The sequence below is a fragment of the Staphylococcus sp. FSL W8-1268 genome (genome assembly GCF_038003965.1).
In the GTDB taxonomy this organism is placed as follows: Bacteria; Bacillota; Bacilli; order Staphylococcales; family Staphylococcaceae; genus Staphylococcus; species Staphylococcus hominis.
Genome location: NZ_JBBOQE010000001.1, coordinates 2085654 through 2107500, shown reverse-complemented (window position 1 = coordinate 2107500; position 21847 = coordinate 2085654). Strand labels below are relative to the sequence as shown.

Genomic DNA, 21847 nt, shown 5'->3' with positions numbered 1-21847 from the left:
GCTCACTAGTCGAGTGACACTGCGCCGAAAATGTACCGGGGCTAAACATATTACCGAAGCTGTGGATTGTCCTTTGGACAATGGTAGGAGAGCGTTCTAAGGGCGTTGAAGCATGATCGCAAGGACATGTGGAGCGCTTAGAAGTGAGAATGCCGGTGTGAGTAGCGAAAGACGGGTGAGAATCCCGTCCACCGATTGACTAAGGTTTCCAGAGGAAGGCTCGTCCGCTCTGGGTTAGTCGGGTCCTAAGCTGAGGCCGACAGGCGTAGGCGATGGATAACAGGTTGATATTCCTGTACCACCTATAATCGTTTTAATCGATGGGGGGACGCAGTAGGATAGGCGAAGCGTACGATTGGATTGTACGTCTAAGCAGTGAGATTGAGTGTTAGGCAAATCCGGCACTCTTAAGATTGAGCTGTGATGGGGAGAGGAAATTGTTTCCTCGAGTCGTTGATTTCACACTGCCGAGAAAAGCCTCTAGATAGAGATTAGGTGCCCGTACCGCAAACCGACACAGGTAGTCAAGATGAGAATTCTAAGGTGAGCGAGCGAACTCTCGTTAAGGAACTCGGCAAAATGACCCCGTAACTTCGGGAGAAGGGGTGCTCTTTAGGGTGCAAGCCCAGAAGAGCCGCAGTGAATAGGCCCAAGCGACTGTTTATCAAAAACACAGGTCTCTGCTAAACCGTAAGGTGATGTATAGGGGCTGACGCCTGCCCGGTGCTGGAAGGTTAAGAGGAGTGGTTAGCTTCTGCGAAGCTACGAATCGAAGCCCCAGTAAACGGCGGCCGTAACTATAACGGTCCTAAGGTAGCGAAATTCCTTGTCGGGTAAGTTCCGACCCGCACGAAAGGCGTAACGATTTGGGCACTGTCTCAACGAGAGACTCGGTGAAATCATAGTACCTGTGAAGATGCAGGTTACCCGCGACAGGACGGAAAGACCCCGTGGAGCTTTACTGTAGCCTGATATTGAAATTCGGCACAGCTTGTACAGGATAGGTAGGAGCCTTTGAAACGTGAGCGCTAGCTTACGTGGAGGCGTTGGTGGGATACTACCCTAGCTGTGTTGGCTTTCTAACCCGCACCACTTATCGTGGTGGGAGACAGTGTCAGGCGGGCAGTTTGACTGGGGCGGTCGCCTCCTAAAAGGTAACGGAGGCGCTCAAAGGTTCCCTCAGAATGGTTGGAAATCATTCATAGAGTGTAAAGGCATAAGGGAGCTTGACTGCGAGACCTACAAGTCGAGCAGGGTCGAAAGACGGACTTAGTGATCCGGTGGTTCCGCATGGAAGGGCCATCGCTCAACGGATAAAAGCTACCCCGGGGATAACAGGCTTATCTCCCCCAAGAGTTCACATCGACGGGGAGGTTTGGCACCTCGATGTCGGCTCATCGCATCCTGGGGCTGTAGTCGGTCCCAAGGGTTGGGCTGTTCGCCCATTAAAGCGGTACGCGAGCTGGGTTCAGAACGTCGTGAGACAGTTCGGTCCCTATCCGTCGTGGGCGTAGGAAATTTGAGAGGAGCTGTCCTTAGTACGAGAGGACCGGGATGGACATACCTCTGGTGTACCAGTTGTCGTGCCAACGGCATAGCTGGGTAGCTATGTATGGACGGGATAAGTGCTGAAAGCATCTAAGCATGAAGCCCCCCTCAAGATGAGATTTCCCAACTTCGGTTATAAGATCCCTCAGAGATGATGAGGTTAATAGGTTCGAGGTGGAAGCGTGGTGACACGTGGAGCTGACGAATACTAATCGATCGAAGACTTAATCAATTTTTTCAAGTTTTGCGACGCAAATCTTTACTTACTATCTAGTTTTGAATGTATAATCATTCACTTGTCTGGTGACAATGGCAAGGAGGTCACACCTGTTCCCATGCCGAACACAGAAGTTAAGCTCCTTAGCGCCGATGGTAGTTGGACTGACGTTCCGCTAGAGTAGGACGTTGCCAGGCAAATCATTGTATGGATGCGATGAGTTGATATTGAGACCGTGAGGTCTCTTTTTTTATTTTAAAATATATATCTATATATAACTAATTAAAAGATGACTAAATGAATATACACTACGGATGGTTAGCATAGTGACTTTCATAAAAAACTCTACGTTCAATGACTACCAATCCAAAATGAGTCAGAACTCATTTCCTCTATTTAAACTGTAAGTGCTTTAATAAGAGCATTAACATGCTTTTCTAATTTTTCTTCTGGGATACCTCCAAAGCCAATTAAGAAGGTAGGATGTTGTAGTTTTTTGTTGTTGTAAGGATAAGGTGTTAATTTAAGATTGCATTTTTTCGTTCTTTTTATGCATTCATTTATTGTCAAATTATTTTTAACTACAAGTGTGAAGTGCATTCCTGTTAGTGCGCCTTCAATTTTCAATTGTTCTTTATATGGTGTTAGTTTTTCTAAAATAAAAGTTAATTTATTTTTATATATTCTTCTCATTTTATTAAGATGACGTTCAAAGCTACCAGTTGCCATAAATTGTGCTACCATGTGTTGTAAATGTACAGGCACAGTATTGCTTTCAACATACTGCATCTCTCGGAATAATTTTAGCAGTTTATTTGGTAAGACAATGTAGGCCATACGACAACTTGGATAAAGCGATTTCGAAAATGTACTAATATATATTACTTTTTGTTTTTTATCTAAATTCTGTAATGCTGGAATAGGTTTTCCGAAATATCTAAATTCTGAATCATAATCATCTTCAATAATATATCGTTCCTTCTTTTGTTGTGCCCATTTTATAAGTTGTGTGCGCTTCTTTAAACTCATCACATATCCTGTTGGAAATTGATGAGATGGTGTGATATATAAAATATCATTATTTTTTTGAAAGACTTCATCGATATTAATTCCATCTTTTTCTACTCTAGCTTGTGTATAACTTATTCTATGCTTATCCAGTACATGTTTAATAGGTGGATAACTAGGTTGTTCTATAATAAATGATGAATCTTTTAATAAGTCAGTGACCATATTTAATAATTGTTCAGTTGAAGAGCCAATTATAATTTGATCTGGATGACAAGATACTCCTCTACTATTAAATAAATAATGAGAAATTTGCTGTCTTAAGTTGAATTCTCCTTGAACGCTTCCTTTACTCAAAAGGGCAAGTTGATCTTCTTCAAATACTTCTTTAGCATACTTTTTAAATAAATGACTAGGAAAATGTTTAGCATCAATTTCAGCTAAATTGAATTGATACTGATACGTATTTTCCTGTGTAGCTTTATCAGTTTCTAATATATCACTTATTTCAGGATAACTATTTGTTACTGGTAATGATTGAATTTCTGAAACATAATAACCTGAACGTGGTTTTGAATATATAAATCCTTCATCTAAAAGTAACTGATAGGCATGCTCAATTGTAGTATGACTAAGTGATAAATGTTCGCTCAACTGTCTTTTAGATGGAAATTTATCGTTTGATTCGTATACACCTTCAATAATTTGTTTTTTTAACTTTTCATATAAAGAAATATATAATGATTGTTTCTTCGTCATAAATCTGACCCCTAATTTTTTATTAAAATTGTACCTTTTTAAATATCAGTTTATATTTTAAAATGGATTTAATCAATTGAAAAGGGGTTTTATAAATGTCTAAAATTGTAGGATCTGAAAGAGTTAAACGTGGTATGGCTGAAATGCAAAAAGGCGGCGTCATTATGGATGTTGTTAATGCTGAACAAGCTAGAATCGCAGAGGAAGCTGGAGCAGTAGCAGTTATGGCCTTAGAACGCGTACCATCTGATATTAGAGCAGCTGGTGGTGTAGCACGTAGTGCCAATCCTAAAATTGTTGAAGAAGTAATGAATGCTGTTTCAATTCCAGTAATGGCTAAAGCACGTATCGGTCATATTACAGAAGCACGTGTATTAGAGGCTATGGGCGTAGACTATATTGATGAATCTGAAGTTCTTACTCCTGCAGATGAAGAATTTCATTTAAGAAAAGATCAATTTACTGTACCATTTGTTTGTGGTTGCCGTAATTTAGGCGAAGCAGCACGACGTATTGGCGAAGGTGCAGCGATGTTACGTACTAAAGGAGAACCTGGAACAGGTAATATTGTAGAAGCTGTACGTCACATGAGAAAAGTTAATTCAGAGGTTAGTCGTCTAACTGTAATGAATGACGATGAAATTATGACTTATGCTAAAGAATTAGGTGCACCATATAATGTATTAAAACAAATTAAAGAAGAAGGTCGTTTACCAGTAGTAAACTTTGCAGCGGGTGGTGTAGCAACACCTCAAGATGCTGCCTTAATGATGGAATTAGGGGCTGATGGGGTATTTGTGGGTTCAGGTATTTTTAAATCTGAAGATCCAGAAAAATTTGCAAAAGCTATTGTTCAAGCTACAACTCATTATCAAGATTATGAATTAATTGGAAAATTAGCAGCTGAATTAGGAACTGCAATGAAAGGTTTAGATATAAATAAAATCTCATTAGAAGAACGTATGCAAGAGCGTGGTTGGTAATTTATGAAGATTGGTGTATTAGCGTTACAAGGTGCAGTACGTGAACACATTCGTCACATTGAATTAAGTGGTCACGAAGGTATAGCAGTTAAGAAAGTTGAACAATTAGATGAAATTGATGGTCTTATTCTCCCTGGCGGTGAATCTACAACTTTAAGAAGACTTATGGATTTATATGGCTTTAAAGAAAAATTACAACAATCTGATTTACCAATGTTTGGAACTTGCGCAGGTCTTATTGTGCTTGCAAAAGATGTAGAAGGTGAGACAGGATATCTAAAAAAATTAGATATTACTGTTGCGCGTAATTCCTTTGGTAGACAAGTAGATAGTTTTGAAGCTGAGTTAGATGTTAAAGGTATTGCAAAAGATATAGAAGGGGTCTTTATAAGAGCACCACATATTGTTAATGTAGAAAATAATGTAGAAATATTAAGTTCTATTAGTGATAAAATAGTAGCTGTTAAGCAAGGGAAATACCTAGGGGTGTCTTTCCATCCAGAATTAACAGATGACTATCGTATAACTCAGTATTTTATTGAACATATAGTTAAATAAAAAAAGCTTGAGATCAAAATCTCAAGCTTTTTCTTATTAAATGAAGAATCCAGCGATAGCAGCTGAAATAAATGATACAAGTGTTGCACCGAATAATAACTTAATACCAAAACGTGCTACAACATCACCTTTTTCAGAGTTAAGTGATTTAATCGCACCAGAAATGATCCCAATAGAACTAAAGTTAGCAAATGAAACTAGAAATACAGACGTAATACCTTTTGCATGCTCAGAAATACCCTTCAAGCTTCCAAGTGATTGCATAGCAACAAATTCATTAGATAATAGTTTTGTTGCCATCACAGAACCTGATTTAACGGCATCCTGCCAAGGAACACCTGCTAAGAAAGCAAATGGTGCAAATACAAAACCAATTAACGTTTGGAAATCCCATTTGATTGCTCCGCCAGAAATTAAACTAAAAATACCACTTACAAGGCCATTTAATAAAGCAATGATTGCAATATAGCCAATTAACATTGCACCAACGATAACTGCTACTTTGAAACCATCTAAAATATATTCACCTAACATTTCAAAAAACGCTTGTTTTTTAGTTTCTGATTCATCCACTAGCAATTTGTCATCTTCTTCATTAACTTTATAAGGGTTAATAATAGAAGCAATAATGAAGCCACCAAATAAGTTTAATACAACCGCTGTAACAACATATTTAGGTTCAATCAATGTAAAATATGCACCGATAATTGATGCAGATACAGTAGACATTGCAGAAGCAGTTAAAGTATATAAACGTTGTTTAGGTATATATGGTAATTGTTGTTTTAATGAAATAAATACTTCAGATTGTCCAAGAATCGCAGCTGCTACTGCATTATATGATTCTAAACGCCCCATACCATTAATTTTAGAAATTAAGAACCCTAACACATTAATAATCCATGGAAGAATTCTAGTATATTGTAAAATACCAATTAATGCCGAAATAAATACGATTGGTAATAAGACACTAAAGAAGAATGGTGGATTGTTTGGATCTACAAATTTAAATCCTCCAAAAACAAAATTAACTCCTTCAGCAGCTTTTTGTAACAAATAGTTAAATCCATTTGAAATACCACCGATAATTGTAATACCAGCAGTCGTTTTCAAAAGAATAAATGCGAGTATAAGTTGAATAATTAATAATAATCCAACATAGTGCCAACGAACATTCTTTTTATCTGAACTAAATAAAAATGCTAGCGCTAAAAAGACAATAATCCCAATGATCCCAATAAGAATATGCATAATTCTACTCCTTTAAAATTTTCTTTATCTTATATAATACAATAAAATAATAGAAGTAACATTAATATTTTTAAATAAAAAAAACAAATTGGTTGAAAAAGGTCAAAGTTGGTCATATAATATAGTCAAAGAAGGTCAAAAGGGGTGGTAAATCATGCACAACATGTCTGACATCATAGAACAATACATTAAACAACTATTTGAAGAAAGTAATGAAGATATGGTAGAAATTCAAAGAGCTAATATTGCTCAACGTTTCGATTGTGTGCCTTCTCAACTCAACTATGTTATTAAAACAAGATTTACAAATGAACATGGTTATGAAATAGAAAGTAAACGTGGTGGAGGAGGATATATCCGAATCACGAAAATTGAAAATAAAGATGCAACGGGTTATATTAATCATCTATTGCAATTAATTGGTCCTTCGATATCTCAACAACAAGCATATTATATAATTGATGGTTTGTTAGATAAAGGATTAATTAGTGATAGAGAAGCAAGAATGATTCAAGTGATTATTGATCGTGAAACACTATCGATGGATGTTGTTTCTAGAGATATTATTAGAGCAAATATTCTCAAACGATTATTACCTATCATTAATTACTATTAATAAATAATAAAGAAAAGCGAGGTGTCTATGTGTGCTTTGCGAAAATTGTCATTTAAATGAAGCAGAGGTTAAACTCACAGTAAAAAGTAAAGATGGTACCTCTGAAAAGTGGGTGTGTTCAGAATGTGCGCAAGGAGAGCATCCTTGGAATCAACAAGAACATCCTGCGTCACATTCAGAGTTCCAAGATGATATTGAAGAAGCCTTTGTAGTCAAACAAATCTTACAACATTTAGCAACTAAACACGGATTAAATTTTCATGAAGTAGCATTTCAAGAAGAAAAACGATGCCCTACATGTAACATGACATTGAAAGATATAGCTCATGTAGGTAAATTTGGATGTGCAAATTGCTATGCAGTATTTAAAGAGGATATTGTTGATATTGTAAGACGAGTACAAGGTGGACAATTTGAACATGTAGGCAAGATGCCTCGTTCTTCACATCATAAACTGGCAATAAAAAAACAAATTGAAGAAAAAACGAATTACTTAAATATATTAATTGAAAAGCAAAAATTTGAAGAAGCAGCTGTCATTAGAGATGAAATTAAAGCCTTGAAACATGAAAGCGAGATGGAGCATGATGAATGATATGGGTGCACATATTAGTGAATGGATGAAAGAAACAGATGAATCTCCCATTGTAATGTCTTCGCGTATTCGTTTAGCACGTAATTTAGAAAATCATGTTCATCCTTTAATGTTTCCATCTGAACAAGCAGGTTTTAGAGTAATCAATGAAGTGCAAGATGCACTACCTAATTTATCTTTAATGCGTTTAGATACCATGGACCAACAAAGTAAGATGAAGTTAGTGGCTAAACATCTAATTAGTAAAGAATTGATTAAACAACCAGCTTCAGCGGTGTTATTAAATGAAGATGAATCTTTGAGTATTATGATTAATGAAGAAGATCATGTACGAATTCAAGCAATGGGTAATGATTTATCTCTGATAGATTTATATCAAAAGGCTTCAGACATTGATGATATTCTTGATGAACAATTAGAAATTAGTTTCGATGAAGATTTAGGTTATTTAACGACTTGTCCTACAAATATTGGGACTGGAATGCGAGCAAGTGTGATGCTTCATTTACCTGGATTATCTATAATGAAACGTATGAATCGTATTGCACAAACAATTAATCGTTTTGGATTTACGATTCGAGGTATATATGGAGAGGGTTCACAAGTTTATGGTCATATTTATCAAATTTCTAATCAACTTACATTAGGTAAGACGGAAGAAGATATTATTGATCAGTTGACAGAAGTAGTTCAACAAATTATTAATGAAGAAATGCAAATTCGTGAACGTTTAACACAATATAGTGAATTAGAAACGCTTGACCGTATTTATCGTTCGTTAGGAATATTACAAAATAGCCGTATGATATCAATGGAAGAAGCGTCATATAGATTAAGTGAAATTAAGTTAGGCATAGATTTAGGATATTTAAATTTAAGTAACTTTAAGTTTAATGAATTAATGGTAAGTATCCAATCTGCGTTTTTATATAATGATGAAGATGAAAACGTATCTGTAAATGAAAAACGGGCAAATATATTAAGAAAACATACAAATTAGGAGGTTGTAAATGATATGTTATTTGGTAGATTAACTGAACGCGCACAACGTGTATTAGCACATGCACAAGAAGAAGCAATTCGTTTAAATCATTCGAACATTGGTACTGAGCACTTACTACTTGGATTAATGAAAGAACCAGAAGGTATTGCTGCTAAAGTACTTGAAAGTTTTAATATTACTGAAGATAAAGTTATTGAAGAAGTTGAAAAATTAATTGGTCATGGTCAAGAACATTCAGGTACGTTGCACTATACACCAAGAGCTAAAAAAGTCATTGAACTATCAATGGATGAGGCAAGAAAATTGCATCATAACTTTGTAGGTACAGAACATATTTTATTAGGATTAATTCGTGAAAATGAAGGAGTAGCAGCACGTGTATTTGCTAACTTAGATTTGAATATTACTAAAGCACGTGCACAAGTAGTGAAAGCATTAGGTAGTCCTGAAATGAATACTAAAAATGCAACTGCAAATAAATCAAACAACACTCCTACATTGGATGGACTAGCACGAGACTTAACAGTTATTGCTAAAGACGGTACTTTAGATCCAGTTGTGGGTAGAGATAAAGAAATTACACGTGTTATTGAAGTATTAAGTCGTAGAACTAAAAATAACCCTGTACTTATTGGTGAACCAGGTGTAGGTAAAACAGCCATTGCTGAAGGTCTTGCACAAGCTATTGTAAATAATGAAGTACCAGAAACGTTAAAAAATAAACGTGTAATGTCACTAGATATGGGAACAGTCGTGGCAGGTACTAAATATCGTGGTGAATTCGAAGAACGGTTGAAAAAAGTCATGGATGAAATCCATCATGCAGGTAATGTCATTTTATTCATTGATGAATTGCATACACTAGTTGGTGCTGGTGGTGCAGAAGGTGCAATTGATGCATCTAATATTTTAAAACCAGCGTTAGCGCGTGGTGAGTTACAATGCATTGGTGCAACAACATTAGATGAATATCGTAAAAACATTGAAAAAGATGCTGCATTAGAACGTCGTTTCCAACCTATTCAAGTTGATGAACCATCTGTAGAGGATACTGTTGCTATTCTAAAAGGTTTACGTGATCGCTACGAAGCGCATCATCGTATTAATATTTCTGATGAAGCACTGGAAGCGGCTGCTAAATTAAGTAACCGTTATGTATCTGATCGTTTCCTACCAGATAAAGCAATTGATTTGATTGACGAAGCAAGTTCGAAAGTAAGACTAAAAAGTCACACAACTCCAAGTAATTTAAAAGAGATTGAACAAGAAATTGAAAAAGTTAAAAATGAAAAAGATGCTGCCGTCCATGCACAAGAATTTGAAAATGCAGCTAACTTAAGAGATAAACAATCAAAACTTGAAAAACAATATGAAGATGCTAAAAATGAATGGAAGACATCTCAAGGCGGACAATCAACATCATTATCTAAAGAAGATATTGCTGAAGTTATTGCAGGATGGACAGGGATTCCATTAACTAGAATTAATGAAACAGAGTCAGATCGTTTGCTTAATTTAGAAGAAACATTACATGATCGAGTAATTGGACAAAACGATGCTGTAACTTCTATTAGTAAAGCAGTTCGTCGTGCACGTGCAGGTCTAAAAGATCCTAAACGTCCAATCGGTAGTTTCATTTTCTTAGGACCAACTGGTGTAGGTAAAACTGAACTTGCCCGTGCATTAGCTGAATCAATGTTTGGTGAAGAAGACGCAATGATACGTGTTGATATGAGTGAATTTATGGAGAAACATGCTGTGAGTCGTTTAGTTGGAGCGCCTCCAGGTTATGTAGGCCATGATGATGGTGGTCAATTAACTGAAAAAGTTAGACGTAAGCCATATTCTGTTATCCTATTTGATGAAATTGAAAAAGCACATCCAGACGTATTTAATATCTTATTACAAGTACTTGATGATGGACATCTAACTGATACAAAAGGACGTCAAGTTGATTTCCGTAATACTGTCATTATTATGACATCAAATGTAGGAGCACAAGAACTACAAGATCAACGTTTCGCTGGATTCGGTGGCGCATCTGAAGGACAAGATTATGAAACAATTCGTAAAACTATGATGAAAGAACTTAAAAATTCATTCCGTCCTGAGTTCTTAAACCGTGTAGATGATATTATTGTTTTCCATAAATTAACAAAAGATGAACTTAAAGAAATTGTGACTATGATGGTAAATAAATTAACAAAACGTTTATCAGAACAAGATATTAATATTGTAGTTACTGATAAAGCTAAAGAAAAAATTGCTGAAGAAGGATATGATCCAGAATACGGCGCTCGTCCATTAATTAGAGCAATTCAAAAAACGGTCGAAGATAATTTAAGTGAATTGATACTTGATGGTAATCAAATTGAAGGAAAAGAAGTCACAATTGATCATGATGGCAATGAATTCAAGTATGATATCCATGATAAACAAGAAAATAATATAGAAGATACAAAAGAACCAGCAACAGAAGAATAAAATGAGTTTAAATTCAGAGTCTAGGAGTCATTAAATCCTAGGCTCTTCTTTTCATTTATATATATTTAAATTTGTCATTATAACTGGATACATATAAAATAGATATGTTCAAAAAAATCGGAGGTGCAGTTTTGGCCAAAAAAAAAGTAATTTTCGAATGTATGGCTTGTGGATATCAGTCTCCTAAATGGATGGGAAAATGTCCAAATTGTGGTGCTTGGAATCAAATGGAGGAAATTATTGAAAAGACTTCCAATCCAAAACATGGTGTAAAGACAAAAGAGACACAAGCAAAAGTACAGAAATTAAATAGTATTAAGCATGAGACAACACCAAGAGTTCAAACGGACTCTAAAGAATTTAATCGTGTACTTGGTGGCGGAATTGTTAGTGGATCGCTCGTACTAATTGGCGGCGACCCAGGTATTGGGAAATCTACATTATTATTACAGATTTGTGCATCGTTATCACAGAAACTTAATGTACTTTATATCACGGGTGAAGAATCACTAAATCAAACGAAATTGCGTGCAGATCGTCTAGAGGAAGACTCTAGTAATTTAAATGTACTAGCTGAAACAGATTTAGAAGTTATTCATCAAACCGTGGAACAAGAGCGCCCAGATATACTTGTTGTCGATTCAATTCAAACGATTTATCATCCTGAGATTAGTTCAGCACCTGGCTCAGTATCACAAGTTCGAGAAAGTACACAAAGTTTAATGAATATTGCAAAACAAATGAATATCGCAACTTTTATAGTAGGTCACGTAACAAAAGAAGGACAAATTGCTGGTCCAAGACTATTAGAACATATGGTAGATACAGTTTTATACTTCGAAGGTGATGAACACCATGCTTATCGAATTCTAAGAGCAGTTAAAAATCGTTTTGGTTCAACGAATGAAATGGGTATTTTTGAAATGAAACAAAGTGGTTTGAAAGGTGTACAAAATCCTTCAGAAATGTTTTTAGAAGAACGCTCTACAAATGTTCCAGGATCAACAATTGTGGCTACTATGGAAGGCACACGACCACTATTGATTGAGGTGCAATCTCTAGTAACACCTACTACATTTAATAATCCAAGACGAATGGCCACAGGCATCGACCACAATCGACTTAGCTTACTTATGGCTGTTTTAGAGAAAAAAGAAAATTATCTTTTACAACAACAAGATGCTTACATTAAAGTAGCGGGTGGAGTGAGATTGACTGAACCGGCTGTAGATTTAAGTATTATTGTAGCGACTGCTTCAAGTTTTAAAGATAAAGCCGTAGATGGTTTGGATTGTTATATTGGTGAAGTGGGATTAACTGGTGAAGTAAGACGAGTATCGCGTATTGAGCAACGTGTACAAGAAGCGGCAAAACTAGGATTTAAGAGAGTGATTATTCCCAAAACGAATATAGGTGGATGGACATTCCCAGAAGGTGTTCAGGTCGTTGGCGTGACAACGGTACATGATGCCTTAAAATATGCGTTTAGTAATCGCTCATCATAGGCATTTAAAGGGGTGATAACGTATGAAGGTATTAAAAGGAATTGTTATTATAATCTACATCATTCTTGGTGCATCATTTGGAATCATGTTAATTCCAGAAATTTTAAATGATTTAGGTATGAACACCCCACCCATTTATACTAATCATTATATTGATGGTTTAGTAGGGATGATTGTATTCTTTCTAATATTTGGTCTATTTATTAATAAAGTAACACGATTACTTAAAGAAGCTGAAATGTGGATTATGAAACGTAGTGCAGTCGAAATTTTGTTTGCTACACTAGGATTAGTCGTTGGTTTATTTATTTCAGTAATGGCTTCATTTATTTTAGAAATGATAGGAAATTCTATATTAAATCACCTTGTGCCTATTATTATTACACTATTATTATGTTATTTAGGATTCCAGTTTGGTTTGAAAAAGCGTGATGAAATGCTTATGTTTTTGCCAGAAAATATAGCACGTTCAATGTCTAAAAATAATATCAGTGCTATACCTAAACTGTTAGATACAAGTGCAATTATTGATGGAAGAATTTTAGATATTATTAAATGCGGGTTTATAGATGGAGAAATACTTATTCCTCAAGGAGTTATAAATGAATTGCAAGTAGTTGCAGATGCTAATGATAGTATCAAACGTGAAAAAGGACAACGTGGATTAGATATTTTAAATCAACTTTATGATTTAGACTATCCAACTCGTGTGATTCATCCTCAAAAATCTCATAGTGATATTGACAAACTGTTAGTTGAATTAGCTCAAGTCTATCATGCCCATGTCATTACAACCGATTTCAATTTGAATAAGGTATGTCATGTTCAAGGGATTACTGCATTAAATGTTAATGATTTATCGGAAGCAATTAAACCCAATGTTCATCAAGGTGACCGACTTAATATTTTATTAACTAAAATGGGTAAAGAACCTGGCCAAGGGGTAGGATATCTAGATGATGGAACAATGGTTGTTGTAGATCATGCCAAATCTCTTATAGGGAAACAGGTTGAATTAGAAGTCATTAGTTTATTACAAACATCATCTGGTCGTATTATATTTGCTAAGACTATAGAGGAGTCCTTAAGTTAATAGGAAAAAGAGTTTCATGTGAAACGTAGTCATTGATGAATTATTGTATAATATTTTTCGTTATGAGATATTGCTGAGTAACGTAACAACAGTAGCAATAGACTTATCAAACCAGCCAATTAATGCTACAATAATAAGGAAATGCGAAGTTGATCTAAGTATAGATTAGAAGTTAAAGTTATTCAAAAACGACTCTTTAAAGATTGTTTGGGATAACTTTTTTCTAATGAAAGAAATCATTCGCTATAAAGAATGAATAACAAAATTAGGAGTGAAACGAATGAGTGAACGCGTAAGAGTAAGATATGCGCCAAGTCCAACTGGATATTTACACATCGGAAATGCAAGAACTGCATTATTTAATTATTTATTTGCTAAACATTATGATGGAGATTTTGTAGTACGTATTGAAGATACAGATAGTAAAAGAAATCTTGAAGATGGAGAATCTTCACAATTTGATAACTTAAAATGGTTAGGATTAGATTGGGATGAATCTATCGATAAAGACAAAGGTCATGGTCCTTATCGTCAATCTGAACGTGCAGACATCTATAATCCACTTATTCAACAATTATTAGATGAAGATAAAGCATACAAATGCTACATGACTGAAGAAGAATTAGAAGAAGAACGTGAAGCTCAAATTGCTCGTGGAGAAATGCCACGATATGGCGGTAAACATGCACATCTCACCGAAGAACAACGTCAACAATTTGAAGCTGAAGGACGCAAACCCGCTATTCGTTTCCGTGTTCCAAAAGATAAAACATATACATTTGATGATATGGTTAAAGGAGAAATTTCTTTTGACTCTAATAATATTGGAGATTGGGTTATCGTGAAAAAAGATGGCGTCCCTACGTATAATTTCGCGGTAGCAGTAGATGATCACTACATGGAAATTTCTGATGTTATTCGTGGAGATGATCATGTATCAAATACACCTAAGCAATTAATGATTTATGAAGCATTTGGTTGGGAACCACCACGTTTTGCGCATATGTCATTAATTGTAAATGAACAACGTAAAAAATTAAGTAAACGAGATGGCCAAATTTTACAATTTATCGAGCAATATCGTGATTTAGGTTATTTACCTGAAGCGTTATTCAATTTTATTGCTTTACTCGGTTGGTCTCCTGAAGGTGAAGATGAGATCTTTTCTAAAGAAGAATTTATTAAGATTTTTGATGAACAACGTCTTTCTAAATCTCCAGCAATGTTTGATAGACAAAAATTAGCTTGGGTTAATAACCAATATATGAAAACAAAAGATACAGAAACAGTATTTGAGCTTGCTTTACCACACTTAATCAAAGCAAATTTAATTCCTGAAAATCCAAGTGAAGAAGATAAAGAATGGGGACGCAAATTAATTGGTCTTTATCAAAAAGAAATGAGTTATGCAGGAGAAATTGTTCCGTTATCAGAAATGTTCTTCCATGATATGCCTGAATTAGGTGAAGAAGAACAAGAGGTATTAAATGGCGAACAAGTTCCTGAATTAATGTCTCATTTATATGGTAAATTAGAAGCGCTTGAACCATTTGAAGCTGCTGAAATTAAAAAAACGATTAAAGAAGTACAAAAAGAAACTGGTATTAAAGGTAAACAATTATTTATGCCTATTCGTGTAGCAGTGACTGGTCAAATGCATGGTCCTGAATTACCGAATACAATTGAAGTATTAGGAAAAGAAAAAGTACTATCTCGTTTAAAAAAATATGTTTAAAACAATGTTAATATAATAAGTCAGACACACATGTTTAAACTTGAAATTTTATAAAAAACTTCTTATGATAAGATTAAACATATGTTAGTTAAAGGATTAGTAAATATACGATAATGTTGTTAGAGAGTATGCGGTTGCTGTGAGCATATCATTATCTATATCGAATGCACCTTTGAATGTTCAATTAAATATAGAAATGAGTATGATAAGGTAGACTAGTATATTCATCAACTTACTTTATCTAAAATGAAGAGTGGAACCGTGCAATAGCGCCTCTAGCAGTTAATGTTAGGGGCGCTTTTTTTAAATATTTGAATGATACATGGACTGTAAGATATTCATAATATATAGAAAATGGGGAGGCGAGCGTCTTGATAAAAAGAATGAAAGATGATGTAAAAATGGTATTTGAACAAGACCCTGCAGCACGTACAACATTTGAAGTAATCACAACTTATGCAGGCTTGCATGCGGTATGGAGTCACTTAATTGCACATAAATTATATAATAAAAAACACTACGTTTTGGCGAGAATGATTTCACAAGTATCTCGCTTTTTTACAGGAATTGAAATTCATCCTGGAGCGAAAATTGGAAAACGTCTATTTATTGATCATGGTATGGGTGTAGTTATTGGTGAAACATGTACGATTGGAGATAACGTAACGATTTATCAAGGCGTGACACTTGGAGGTACAGGTAAACAAAAAGGAAAGCGTCATCCAGATATTGGAGATAATGTTTTAATTGCAGCAGGATCAAAGGTTTTAGGAAATATCCAAATTGATTCTAATGTTAATATTGGTGCGAATTCAGTAGTCTTACAATCTGTGCCAAGTTATACAACAGTTGTAGGTATTCCAGGTCATATTGTTAAACAAGAAGGAAAACGAATTGGGAAAACATTTGATCATCGTAATTTGCCTGATCCTTTATTTGAACAAATTAAGCAACTAGAACGACAATTGGAAAAAGCTAAGAATGGAGAGATTAAAGATGATTACATTATATAATACTTTAACACGTCAAAAAGAGGCGTTTAAGCCCATTGAACCTGGTAAGGTGAAAATGTATGTATGTGGACCTACAGTGTATAATTACATTCATATCGGTAATGCCCGTCCAGCAATTAATTATGACGTCGTACGTCGATATTTTGAATATAAAGGCTATACGGTTGATTACGTATCTAATTTTACTGATGTAGATGATAAACTCATTAATCGTTCTAAAGAATTAAATGAAAGTGTGCCAGAAATTGCTGATCGATATATCAAGGCATTCTATGAAGATGTAGGGGCACTTAATGTTAAAAGAGCGACATCTAATCCACGAGTAATGAATCATATGGATGAAATCATTGACTTCATTAAACAACTTGTAGATGACGGTTATGCATATGAAAGTAATGGAGATGTGTATTTTAGAACCCGTCAATTTGATGGATATGGTAAATTAAGTCATCAGTCTATTGATGATTTAAAAGTTGGCGCTCGTATAGAAGCAGGTGAACAAAAAGAGGATGCATTGGATTTTACGCTATGGAAAAAAGCAAAACCTGGAGAAATTAGTTGGGAGAGCCCATTTGGACAAGGACGTCCAGGATGGCATATTGAATGCTCTGTAATGGCTTATCATGAATTGGGAAAAACAATTGACATCCATGCAGGAGGATCAGACTTACAATTTCCACATCATGAAAATGAAATAGCGCAATCTGAAGCACACAATCACGCGCCTTTTGCTAATTATTGGATGCATAATGGTTTTATTAATATAGATAATGAAAAAATGAGTAAATCATTAGGTAACTTTATTTTAGTACACGATATTATTAAAGAAATTGATCCAGATGTATTACGTTTCTTCATGATTAGTGTTCACTATAGAAGTCCAATCAACTATAACCTTGAATTAGTGAATGCTGCTAAAAGTGGATTAGAGCGTATACGCAATAGTTATCAATTAATTAAAGAAAGAGAAGCAATCGCAACTGATTTAGAAACACAGACAGACTATATTGATCAAATTAATGATATTTTAAAACAATTTGAAGCTGTAATGGATGATGATTTTAATACAGCAAACGGTGTAACTGCATGGTATGATTTATCAAAATTAGCTAATAAATATGTGTTAGAAAATACAACATCAACTCAAGTGATTCAGCGCTTTAAAGAAGTATATCAAATTTTTAGTGATGTATTAGGTGTGCCATTAGAAGGAAAAGAAAATGATGTATTACTTGATGAAGACATAGAAAAACTTATCGAAGAACGTAATGAAGCACGTAAAAATAAAGATTTTGCTCGAGCTGACGAAATTAGAGATACGCTAAAAGAGCAAAATATTATTCTTGAAGATACGCCTCAAGGTGTAAGATTTAGAAGAGGTTAATATGGATGCAAAGCTATTGAACCCATTAACGTTAGCTTATATGGGAGATGCTGTATTAGACCAGCATGTACGCGAATATATTGTGCTTAAATTACAGAGTAAACCAAATCGCTTACACCAAGTATCGAAACAATATGTGTCTGCAAAAAGCCAGGCACAAACGCTCGAGGTATTAATCACAAAAGAATGGTTTACTGAAGAAGAACGAGATATTGTTAGAAGAGGGCGTAACGCTAAAAGTTATACGAAAGCTAAAAATACAGATATACAAACGTATCGTAAAAGTTCAGGTTTAGAAGCTATTATAGGATTTCTTTATTTAGACCATCGAAATGAACGATTAGATGCGTTACTTGATATGATTGTACAAATTGTTGATGAAAGGTTGTGAACATAGTGGAAGATATCGTTATTGTCGGTAGACACGCTGTTAAAGAAGCAATTGTGTCTGGTCATACAATAAATAAAATTTGGATACAAGAAGGAATAAGAAAGCAGCAAATTAATGATATTTTAAAAAATGCTAAAGCACAGAAATTGATTATACAAACTGTTCCAAAATCCAAATTAGATAATTTAGCAAATGCACCGCATCAAGGTGTAGCTGCACTTATTGCACCATACGAATATGCAGATTTTGATCAGTTTATTCAATCTCAAAAAGAAAAAGAAGGCCTTTCTACAATAATTATTTTAGATGGGTTAGAAGATCCACATAATCTTGGTTCGATCATTAGAACGGCAGATGCAAGCGGAGTAGATGGAGTTGTTATCCCTAAAAGACGTTCTGTTGCGCTCACACAAACTGTTGCAAAAGCGTCAACAGGTGCGATTCAGCATGTCCCAGTGATGCGTGTTACAAATTTATCAAAAATAATTGATGAGTTGAAAGATAATGGATATTGGGTAGCAGGCGCTGAAGCGGATAATGCTACAGATTATCGCAATATGGCTGCTGATATGCCACTGGCTATCGTAATTGGTAGTGAAGGACAAGGTATGAGTAGATTGGTTAAAGATAAATGTGATTTCTATATTAAAATTCCTATGGTAGGCCATGTTAATAGCTTAAATGCTTCTGTAGCTGCTAGTTTAATGATGTATGAAGTATATCGTAAACGACATCAAATTGGAGACACCCAATGAAAGATAGATATCTAATTATTGATGGGTACAATATGATTGGTCAATCAAGGGAATTGAGTAAAGTAGCAAGAGAAAGTTTAGAGGAAGCACGTGAACAACTCTTAGATGTGATTGCCAATTACAATGCAGTTGTCGCTGATAAGATTGTATGTGTATTTGATGCATATGAACAATCTGGTATAGAAAGAGAATACATTTATCATGGTGTTAAAACAGTTTTTACGAAAGAAAAAGAAACTGCAGATAGCTATATTGAGCGTTATGTATACAATTTATACAATAAACATACGACACATATTACAGTAGTGACCAGCGATATGAGCGAGCAACATGCTATTTTTGGAGCAGGTGCATATCGTGTTTCATCTAGAGAAATGTGGCGAGATTTAAAAGAGAATGCAATGACGGTTAGTAAATCAGTAGATGATTTTAATGAACGTAAACCAAGAACTCGAATTTCGTTATCAAAAGATGTACTTGCAGAATTTGAAAAAATACGACGAGGATATGGTAAAAAACATAAATAATACAGTCTTGCCATTTAAAAGATGCGTCTTATACAATGTGCCTAACTTATAAAGAAAGGTTTTGTATATGACTTATCATTTTCGACAACTAGAAGATATATTTAAAGCTTTTCAATATAGCCAAAATACATTGGAGAAAGAACAGTTATTCGCAAATATAATGAATGTGATACGTCCTAAACTTATGATGAAGTTTAGAAGTCTAGGTATAGATCATCAAGAACTAGAAGATTTAATTCAAGATACCTCGTTAAAGATATATTTAGCTTTACACACATTTAATTTTAATACGAATGTTCCATTCGAACATTATTTAAATCGTCTCGTTTATTCTGTAAAAAAAGATTTTTGGAGAAAACGTTATGCGTTTAATCAACGTCAACAATTGTTAATCAATGAATGTGTAGTAGAATATCGTTTGAATCAAATGATAAAAAGGACGGAAGCACTATATTTAACTAGATTAAGTAAAGAAGACTTGATAGATAGTTTTAAGAAGTTAAGTATGTTTGAAAGAGAAGTTGCAAATTTACTTCTACTGGATTATTCCCCATCAGAAATAGCAAAAAGACTAAATGTAAAAGATAAAGTAGTTTACAATAGTATTCAACGTTGTAAAATAAAAATGAAACAATATTTATTGAAATACAAACGTTAAGTATTTTAGTACGAGTTTGACAGTTTATTATAAGTTTATGTATAGTAGACTGGTATTAATATGAGTAAAGGTGAATTGATGTGAGAAAAGTACCTTTAGTTTGTGAAATGTGTGGTAGCAGAAATTATAATGTACCTAAAAAAGAAACATCAGCTAAGAGATTACAACTGAAGAAATATTGTTCCAGATGTAATGAACACACGATGCATAAAGAATCAAAGTAATGAGTTTATAAGTATATACTTTGAAAAGCATGGAGGTAAGGTTATGGCTAAAGATAAAGACGCAAGTAAGAATAAAGAAAGTTTCTTCCAAGGCGTTAAAAGCGAAATGGAAAAAACAAGTTGGCCTACGAAAGAAGAACTTTTTAAATATACTGTCATTGTAGTAGCTACAGTAATTTTCTTTATGGTCTTTTTCTGGGTATTAGACGTAGGTATTGGTAATTTAATTCAATTATTTAGATAAAAGTAAGGAGTGACAACATGTCTGAAGAAGTTGGGGCTAAGCGTTGGTACGCAGTGCATACGTATTCTGGATATGAAAATAAAGTTAAAAAGAATTTAGAAAAAAGAGTAGAATCAATGAATATGACAGAGCAAATTTTTAGAGTTGTCATACCTGAAGAGGAAGAAACACAAGTTAAAGATGGGAAAGCAAAAAAACAGGTTAAAAAGACATTTCCTGGATATGTTTTAGTAGAGCTTATTATGACAGATGAATCATGGTATGTTGTACGTAATACTCCAGGTGTCACAGGATTTGTTGGTTCAGCAGGTGCAGGTTCAAAACCTAATCCATTACTTCCTGAAGAAATGAGATTCATCTTAAAACAAATGGGACTTAAAGAAAAAACAATTGATGTAGAATTAGATGTAGGTGAACAAGTCCGCATCAAATCAGGACCATTTGCAAATCAAGTTGGTGAAGTTCAAGAAATCGAAGCAGATAAATTTAAATTAACTGTATTAGTCGATATGTTTGGTAGAGAAACACCAGTTGAAGTAGAATTCGATCAAATAGAAAAATTATAATCATTTTAAATTATAAAGTATGATTTGCTTAAAAAGATGAAATTTTACTATTGATTTTTAATTAAGTTTAATGTTAAAATAATGTGGTCGCGTTTTTAGAACGCTCATTTCGTCACGAAATGTTTATGAGTGGGAGGGCAAAACTGAGCCCTGTGACCACATCACGATATCAAGGAGGTGCACATCGTGGCTAAAAAAGTAGAAAAAGTAGTTAAATTACAAATTCCTGCAGGTAAAGCGAACCCAGCACCACCAGTTGGTCCAGCATTAGGTCAAGCAGGTGTGAACATCATGGGATTCTGTAAAGAATTCAATGCACGTACACAAGAACAAGCAGGTTTAATCATTCCGGTAGAAATCAGTGTATATGAAGATCGTTCATTTACATTCATTACTAAAACTCCACCGGCTCCAGTACTACTTAAAAAAGCAGCTGGCGTTGAAAAAGGTTCTGGTGAACCAAACAAAACTAAAGTTGCTACAGTAACTAAAGATCAAGTACGTGAAATTGCTCAAACAAAAATGCAAGACTTAAACGCTGCAGACGAAGAAGCAGCTATGCGTATTATCGAAGGTACTGCACGTAGTATGGGTATCACTGTACAATAATTATTAAATGAAAATGAGTTTGAATTTGAAATAAACTGATAGACGATAGCAGGTAACAGAAACGACAACATATATTGTCTATGATTAGTCTTTAGTAAATTAATATTTATTAATGACATCA

21 protein-coding genes and 2 rRNA genes (1 of these 23 running past the window's edge) are annotated in these 21847 nt (G+C 34.5%); 21 read left to right on the top strand and 2 right to left on the bottom strand.

Going from position 1 to position 21847, the window contains the following annotated elements; all coding sequences use genetic code 11:
- Nucleotides 1-1780 (top strand): 23S ribosomal RNA (locus tag NST64_RS10695); it begins 1142 nt to the left of the window's first position.
- A 67-nt stretch (nucleotides 1781-1847) separates the two neighbouring features.
- Nucleotides 1848-1962: ribosomal RNA gene (rrf, locus tag NST64_RS10690) — 5S ribosomal RNA — on the top strand.
- Between the two features lie 199 nt (nucleotides 1963-2161).
- Here rrf and pdxR read toward each other — a convergent pair.
- Complete coding sequence (gene pdxR / locus NST64_RS10685; RefSeq protein WP_002449062.1) at nucleotides 2162-3532, bottom strand: MocR-like pyridoxine biosynthesis transcription factor PdxR; 1371 nt, start codon at nucleotides 3530-3532, stop codon at nucleotides 2162-2164.
- 95 nt (nucleotides 3533-3627) lie between these two features.
- Here pdxR and pdxS point away from each other — a divergent pair, with 95 nt between their 5' ends.
- Entirely contained in the window at nucleotides 3628-4515 is an 888-nt protein-coding gene (gene pdxS, locus NST64_RS10680; protein WP_002449019.1) for a pyridoxal 5'-phosphate synthase lyase subunit PdxS, read from the top strand.
- Between the two features lie 3 nt (nucleotides 4516-4518).
- Nucleotides 4519-5073, top strand: coding sequence for a pyridoxal 5'-phosphate synthase glutaminase subunit PdxT (gene pdxT, locus NST64_RS10675; RefSeq protein WP_002488406.1), 555 nt, complete (start codon nucleotides 4519-4521; stop codon nucleotides 5071-5073).
- A 36-nt stretch (nucleotides 5074-5109) separates the two neighbouring features.
- Here pdxT and NST64_RS10670 read toward each other — a convergent pair whose 3' ends face one another.
- Nucleotides 5110-6324, bottom strand: coding sequence for a NupC/NupG family nucleoside CNT transporter (locus NST64_RS10670; RefSeq protein WP_002455762.1), 1215 nt, complete (start codon nucleotides 6322-6324; stop codon nucleotides 5110-5112).
- Nucleotides 6325-6478: 154 nt separating this feature from the next.
- Here NST64_RS10670 and NST64_RS10665 point away from each other — a divergent pair, with 154 nt between their 5' ends.
- The 17 genes from NST64_RS10665 to rplK all read left to right on the top strand — a co-directional run bounded on the left by NST64_RS10665 (nucleotide 6479) and on the right by rplK (nucleotide 21726).
- Nucleotides 6479-6940, top strand: coding sequence for a CtsR family transcriptional regulator (locus NST64_RS10665; RefSeq protein WP_002449017.1), 462 nt, complete (start codon nucleotides 6479-6481; stop codon nucleotides 6938-6940).
- A gap of 31 nt (nucleotides 6941-6971) precedes the next feature.
- Nucleotides 6972-7535: a UvrB/UvrC motif-containing protein gene (locus NST64_RS10660; protein WP_002488404.1), complete on the top strand. Its 564-nt coding sequence runs from the start codon at nucleotides 6972-6974 to the stop codon at nucleotides 7533-7535.
- A complete protein-coding gene (locus NST64_RS10655; protein WP_002449052.1) occupies nucleotides 7528-8535 on the top strand; it encodes a protein arginine kinase in 1008 nt (335 codons plus the stop codon). The genes NST64_RS10660 and NST64_RS10655 overlap by 8 nt, the downstream gene beginning before the upstream one ends.
- Nucleotides 8536-8550: 15 nt before the next feature.
- The gene (locus tag NST64_RS10650; RefSeq protein WP_049418287.1) at nucleotides 8551-11022 is read left to right on the top strand and encodes an ATP-dependent Clp protease ATP-binding subunit; all 2472 of its coding nucleotides are present in this window, start codon (nucleotides 8551-8553) and stop codon (nucleotides 11020-11022) included.
- A 131-nt stretch (nucleotides 11023-11153) separates the two neighbouring features.
- A complete protein-coding gene (radA, locus tag NST64_RS10645; protein WP_049418285.1) occupies nucleotides 11154-12527 on the top strand; it encodes a DNA repair protein RadA in 1374 nt (457 codons plus the stop codon).
- 22 nt (nucleotides 12528-12549) lie between these two features.
- On the top strand, nucleotides 12550-13620 hold the full coding sequence (locus tag NST64_RS10640; RefSeq protein WP_002488403.1) for a PIN/TRAM domain-containing protein: 1071 nt from the start codon (nucleotides 12550-12552) through the stop codon (nucleotides 13618-13620).
- A 280-nt stretch (nucleotides 13621-13900) separates the two neighbouring features.
- On the top strand, nucleotides 13901-15355 hold the full coding sequence (gene gltX / locus NST64_RS10635; RefSeq protein WP_002449039.1) for a glutamate--tRNA ligase: 1455 nt from the start codon (nucleotides 13901-13903) through the stop codon (nucleotides 15353-15355).
- 383 nt (nucleotides 15356-15738) lie between these two features.
- Nucleotides 15739-16368, top strand: coding sequence for a serine O-acetyltransferase (gene cysE, locus NST64_RS10630; protein ID WP_172457920.1), 630 nt, complete (start codon nucleotides 15739-15741; stop codon nucleotides 16366-16368).
- Nucleotides 16352-17752 (top strand): cysteine--tRNA ligase, encoded by a 1401-nt coding sequence (cysS, locus tag NST64_RS10625; RefSeq protein WP_049418284.1) that lies wholly within the window; start codon nucleotides 16352-16354, stop codon nucleotides 17750-17752. Before cysE ends, cysS begins: the two co-directional genes overlap by 17 nt.
- A 1-nt stretch (nucleotide 17753) precedes the next feature.
- Nucleotides 17754-18143, top strand: a complete 390-nt coding sequence (locus NST64_RS10620; protein WP_002488399.1) for a Mini-ribonuclease 3 — start codon at nucleotides 17754-17756, stop codon at nucleotides 18141-18143.
- A 5-nt stretch (nucleotides 18144-18148) separates the two neighbouring features.
- On the top strand, nucleotides 18149-18898 hold the full coding sequence (rlmB, locus tag NST64_RS10615; protein ID WP_002449043.1) for a 23S rRNA (guanosine(2251)-2'-O)-methyltransferase RlmB: 750 nt from the start codon (nucleotides 18149-18151) through the stop codon (nucleotides 18896-18898).
- The gene (locus tag NST64_RS10610; RefSeq protein WP_049418282.1) at nucleotides 18895-19425 is read left to right on the top strand and encodes an NYN domain-containing protein; all 531 of its coding nucleotides are present in this window, start codon (nucleotides 18895-18897) and stop codon (nucleotides 19423-19425) included. The genes rlmB and NST64_RS10610 overlap by 4 nt, the downstream gene beginning before the upstream one ends.
- A gap of 67 nt (nucleotides 19426-19492) precedes the next feature.
- A complete protein-coding gene (locus NST64_RS10605; protein WP_002455752.1) occupies nucleotides 19493-20083 on the top strand; it encodes a sigma-70 family RNA polymerase sigma factor in 591 nt (196 codons plus the stop codon).
- Nucleotides 20084-20163: 80 nt separating this feature from the next.
- Complete coding sequence (gene rpmG / locus NST64_RS10600) at nucleotides 20164-20307, top strand: 50S ribosomal protein L33 (protein ID WP_049336738.1); 144 nt, start codon at nucleotides 20164-20166, stop codon at nucleotides 20305-20307.
- A 43-nt stretch (nucleotides 20308-20350) separates the two neighbouring features.
- A complete protein-coding gene (gene secE, locus NST64_RS10595) occupies nucleotides 20351-20551 on the top strand; it encodes a preprotein translocase subunit SecE (RefSeq protein WP_002449032.1) in 201 nt (66 codons plus the stop codon).
- Between the two features lie 17 nt (nucleotides 20552-20568).
- On the top strand, nucleotides 20569-21117 hold the full coding sequence (gene nusG / locus NST64_RS10590) for a transcription termination/antitermination protein NusG (RefSeq protein WP_002449028.1): 549 nt from the start codon (nucleotides 20569-20571) through the stop codon (nucleotides 21115-21117).
- Nucleotides 21118-21303: 186 nt separating this feature from the next.
- Nucleotides 21304-21726, top strand: a complete 423-nt coding sequence (gene rplK / locus NST64_RS10585; protein WP_001832298.1) for a 50S ribosomal protein L11 — start codon at nucleotides 21304-21306, stop codon at nucleotides 21724-21726.
- Nucleotides 21727-21847: the final 121 nt, after the last annotated feature.

Coding starts and splice junctions, on each gene's coding strand:
- cysE (WP_172457920.1), top strand. CDS start 15,739: ATGAAAGATGATGTAAAAATGGTATTTGAACAAGACCCTGCAGCACGT.
- NST64_RS10650 (WP_049418287.1), top strand. CDS start 8,551: ATGTTATTTGGTAGATTAACTGAACGCGCACAACGTGTATTAGCACAT.
- cysS (WP_049418284.1), top strand. CDS start 16,352: ATGATTACATTATATAATACTTTAACACGTCAAAAAGAGGCGTTTAAG.
- NST64_RS10610 (WP_049418282.1), top strand. CDS start 18,895: ATGAAAGATAGATATCTAATTATTGATGGGTACAATATGATTGGTCAA.
- gltX (WP_002449039.1), top strand. CDS start 13,901: ATGAGTGAACGCGTAAGAGTAAGATATGCGCCAAGTCCAACTGGATAT.
- NST64_RS10655 (WP_002449052.1), top strand. CDS start 7,528: ATGAATGATATGGGTGCACATATTAGTGAATGGATGAAAGAAACAGAT.
- secE (WP_002449032.1), top strand. CDS start 20,351: ATGGCTAAAGATAAAGACGCAAGTAAGAATAAAGAAAGTTTCTTCCAA.
- NST64_RS10620 (WP_002488399.1), top strand. CDS start 17,754: ATGGATGCAAAGCTATTGAACCCATTAACGTTAGCTTATATGGGAGAT.
- NST64_RS10605 (WP_002455752.1), top strand. CDS start 19,493: ATGACTTATCATTTTCGACAACTAGAAGATATATTTAAAGCTTTTCAA.
- NST64_RS10640 (WP_002488403.1), top strand. CDS start 12,550: ATGAAGGTATTAAAAGGAATTGTTATTATAATCTACATCATTCTTGGT.
- pdxS (WP_002449019.1), top strand. CDS start 3,628: ATGTCTAAAATTGTAGGATCTGAAAGAGTTAAACGTGGTATGGCTGAA.
- pdxR (WP_002449062.1), bottom strand. CDS start 3,532: ATGACGAAGAAACAATCATTATATATTTCTTTATATGAAAAGTTAAAA.
- pdxT (WP_002488406.1), top strand. CDS start 4,519: ATGAAGATTGGTGTATTAGCGTTACAAGGTGCAGTACGTGAACACATT.
- NST64_RS10670 (WP_002455762.1), bottom strand. CDS start 6,324: ATGCATATTCTTATTGGGATCATTGGGATTATTGTCTTTTTAGCGCTA.
- NST64_RS10665 (WP_002449017.1), top strand. CDS start 6,479: ATGCACAACATGTCTGACATCATAGAACAATACATTAAACAACTATTT.
- nusG (WP_002449028.1), top strand. CDS start 20,569: ATGTCTGAAGAAGTTGGGGCTAAGCGTTGGTACGCAGTGCATACGTAT.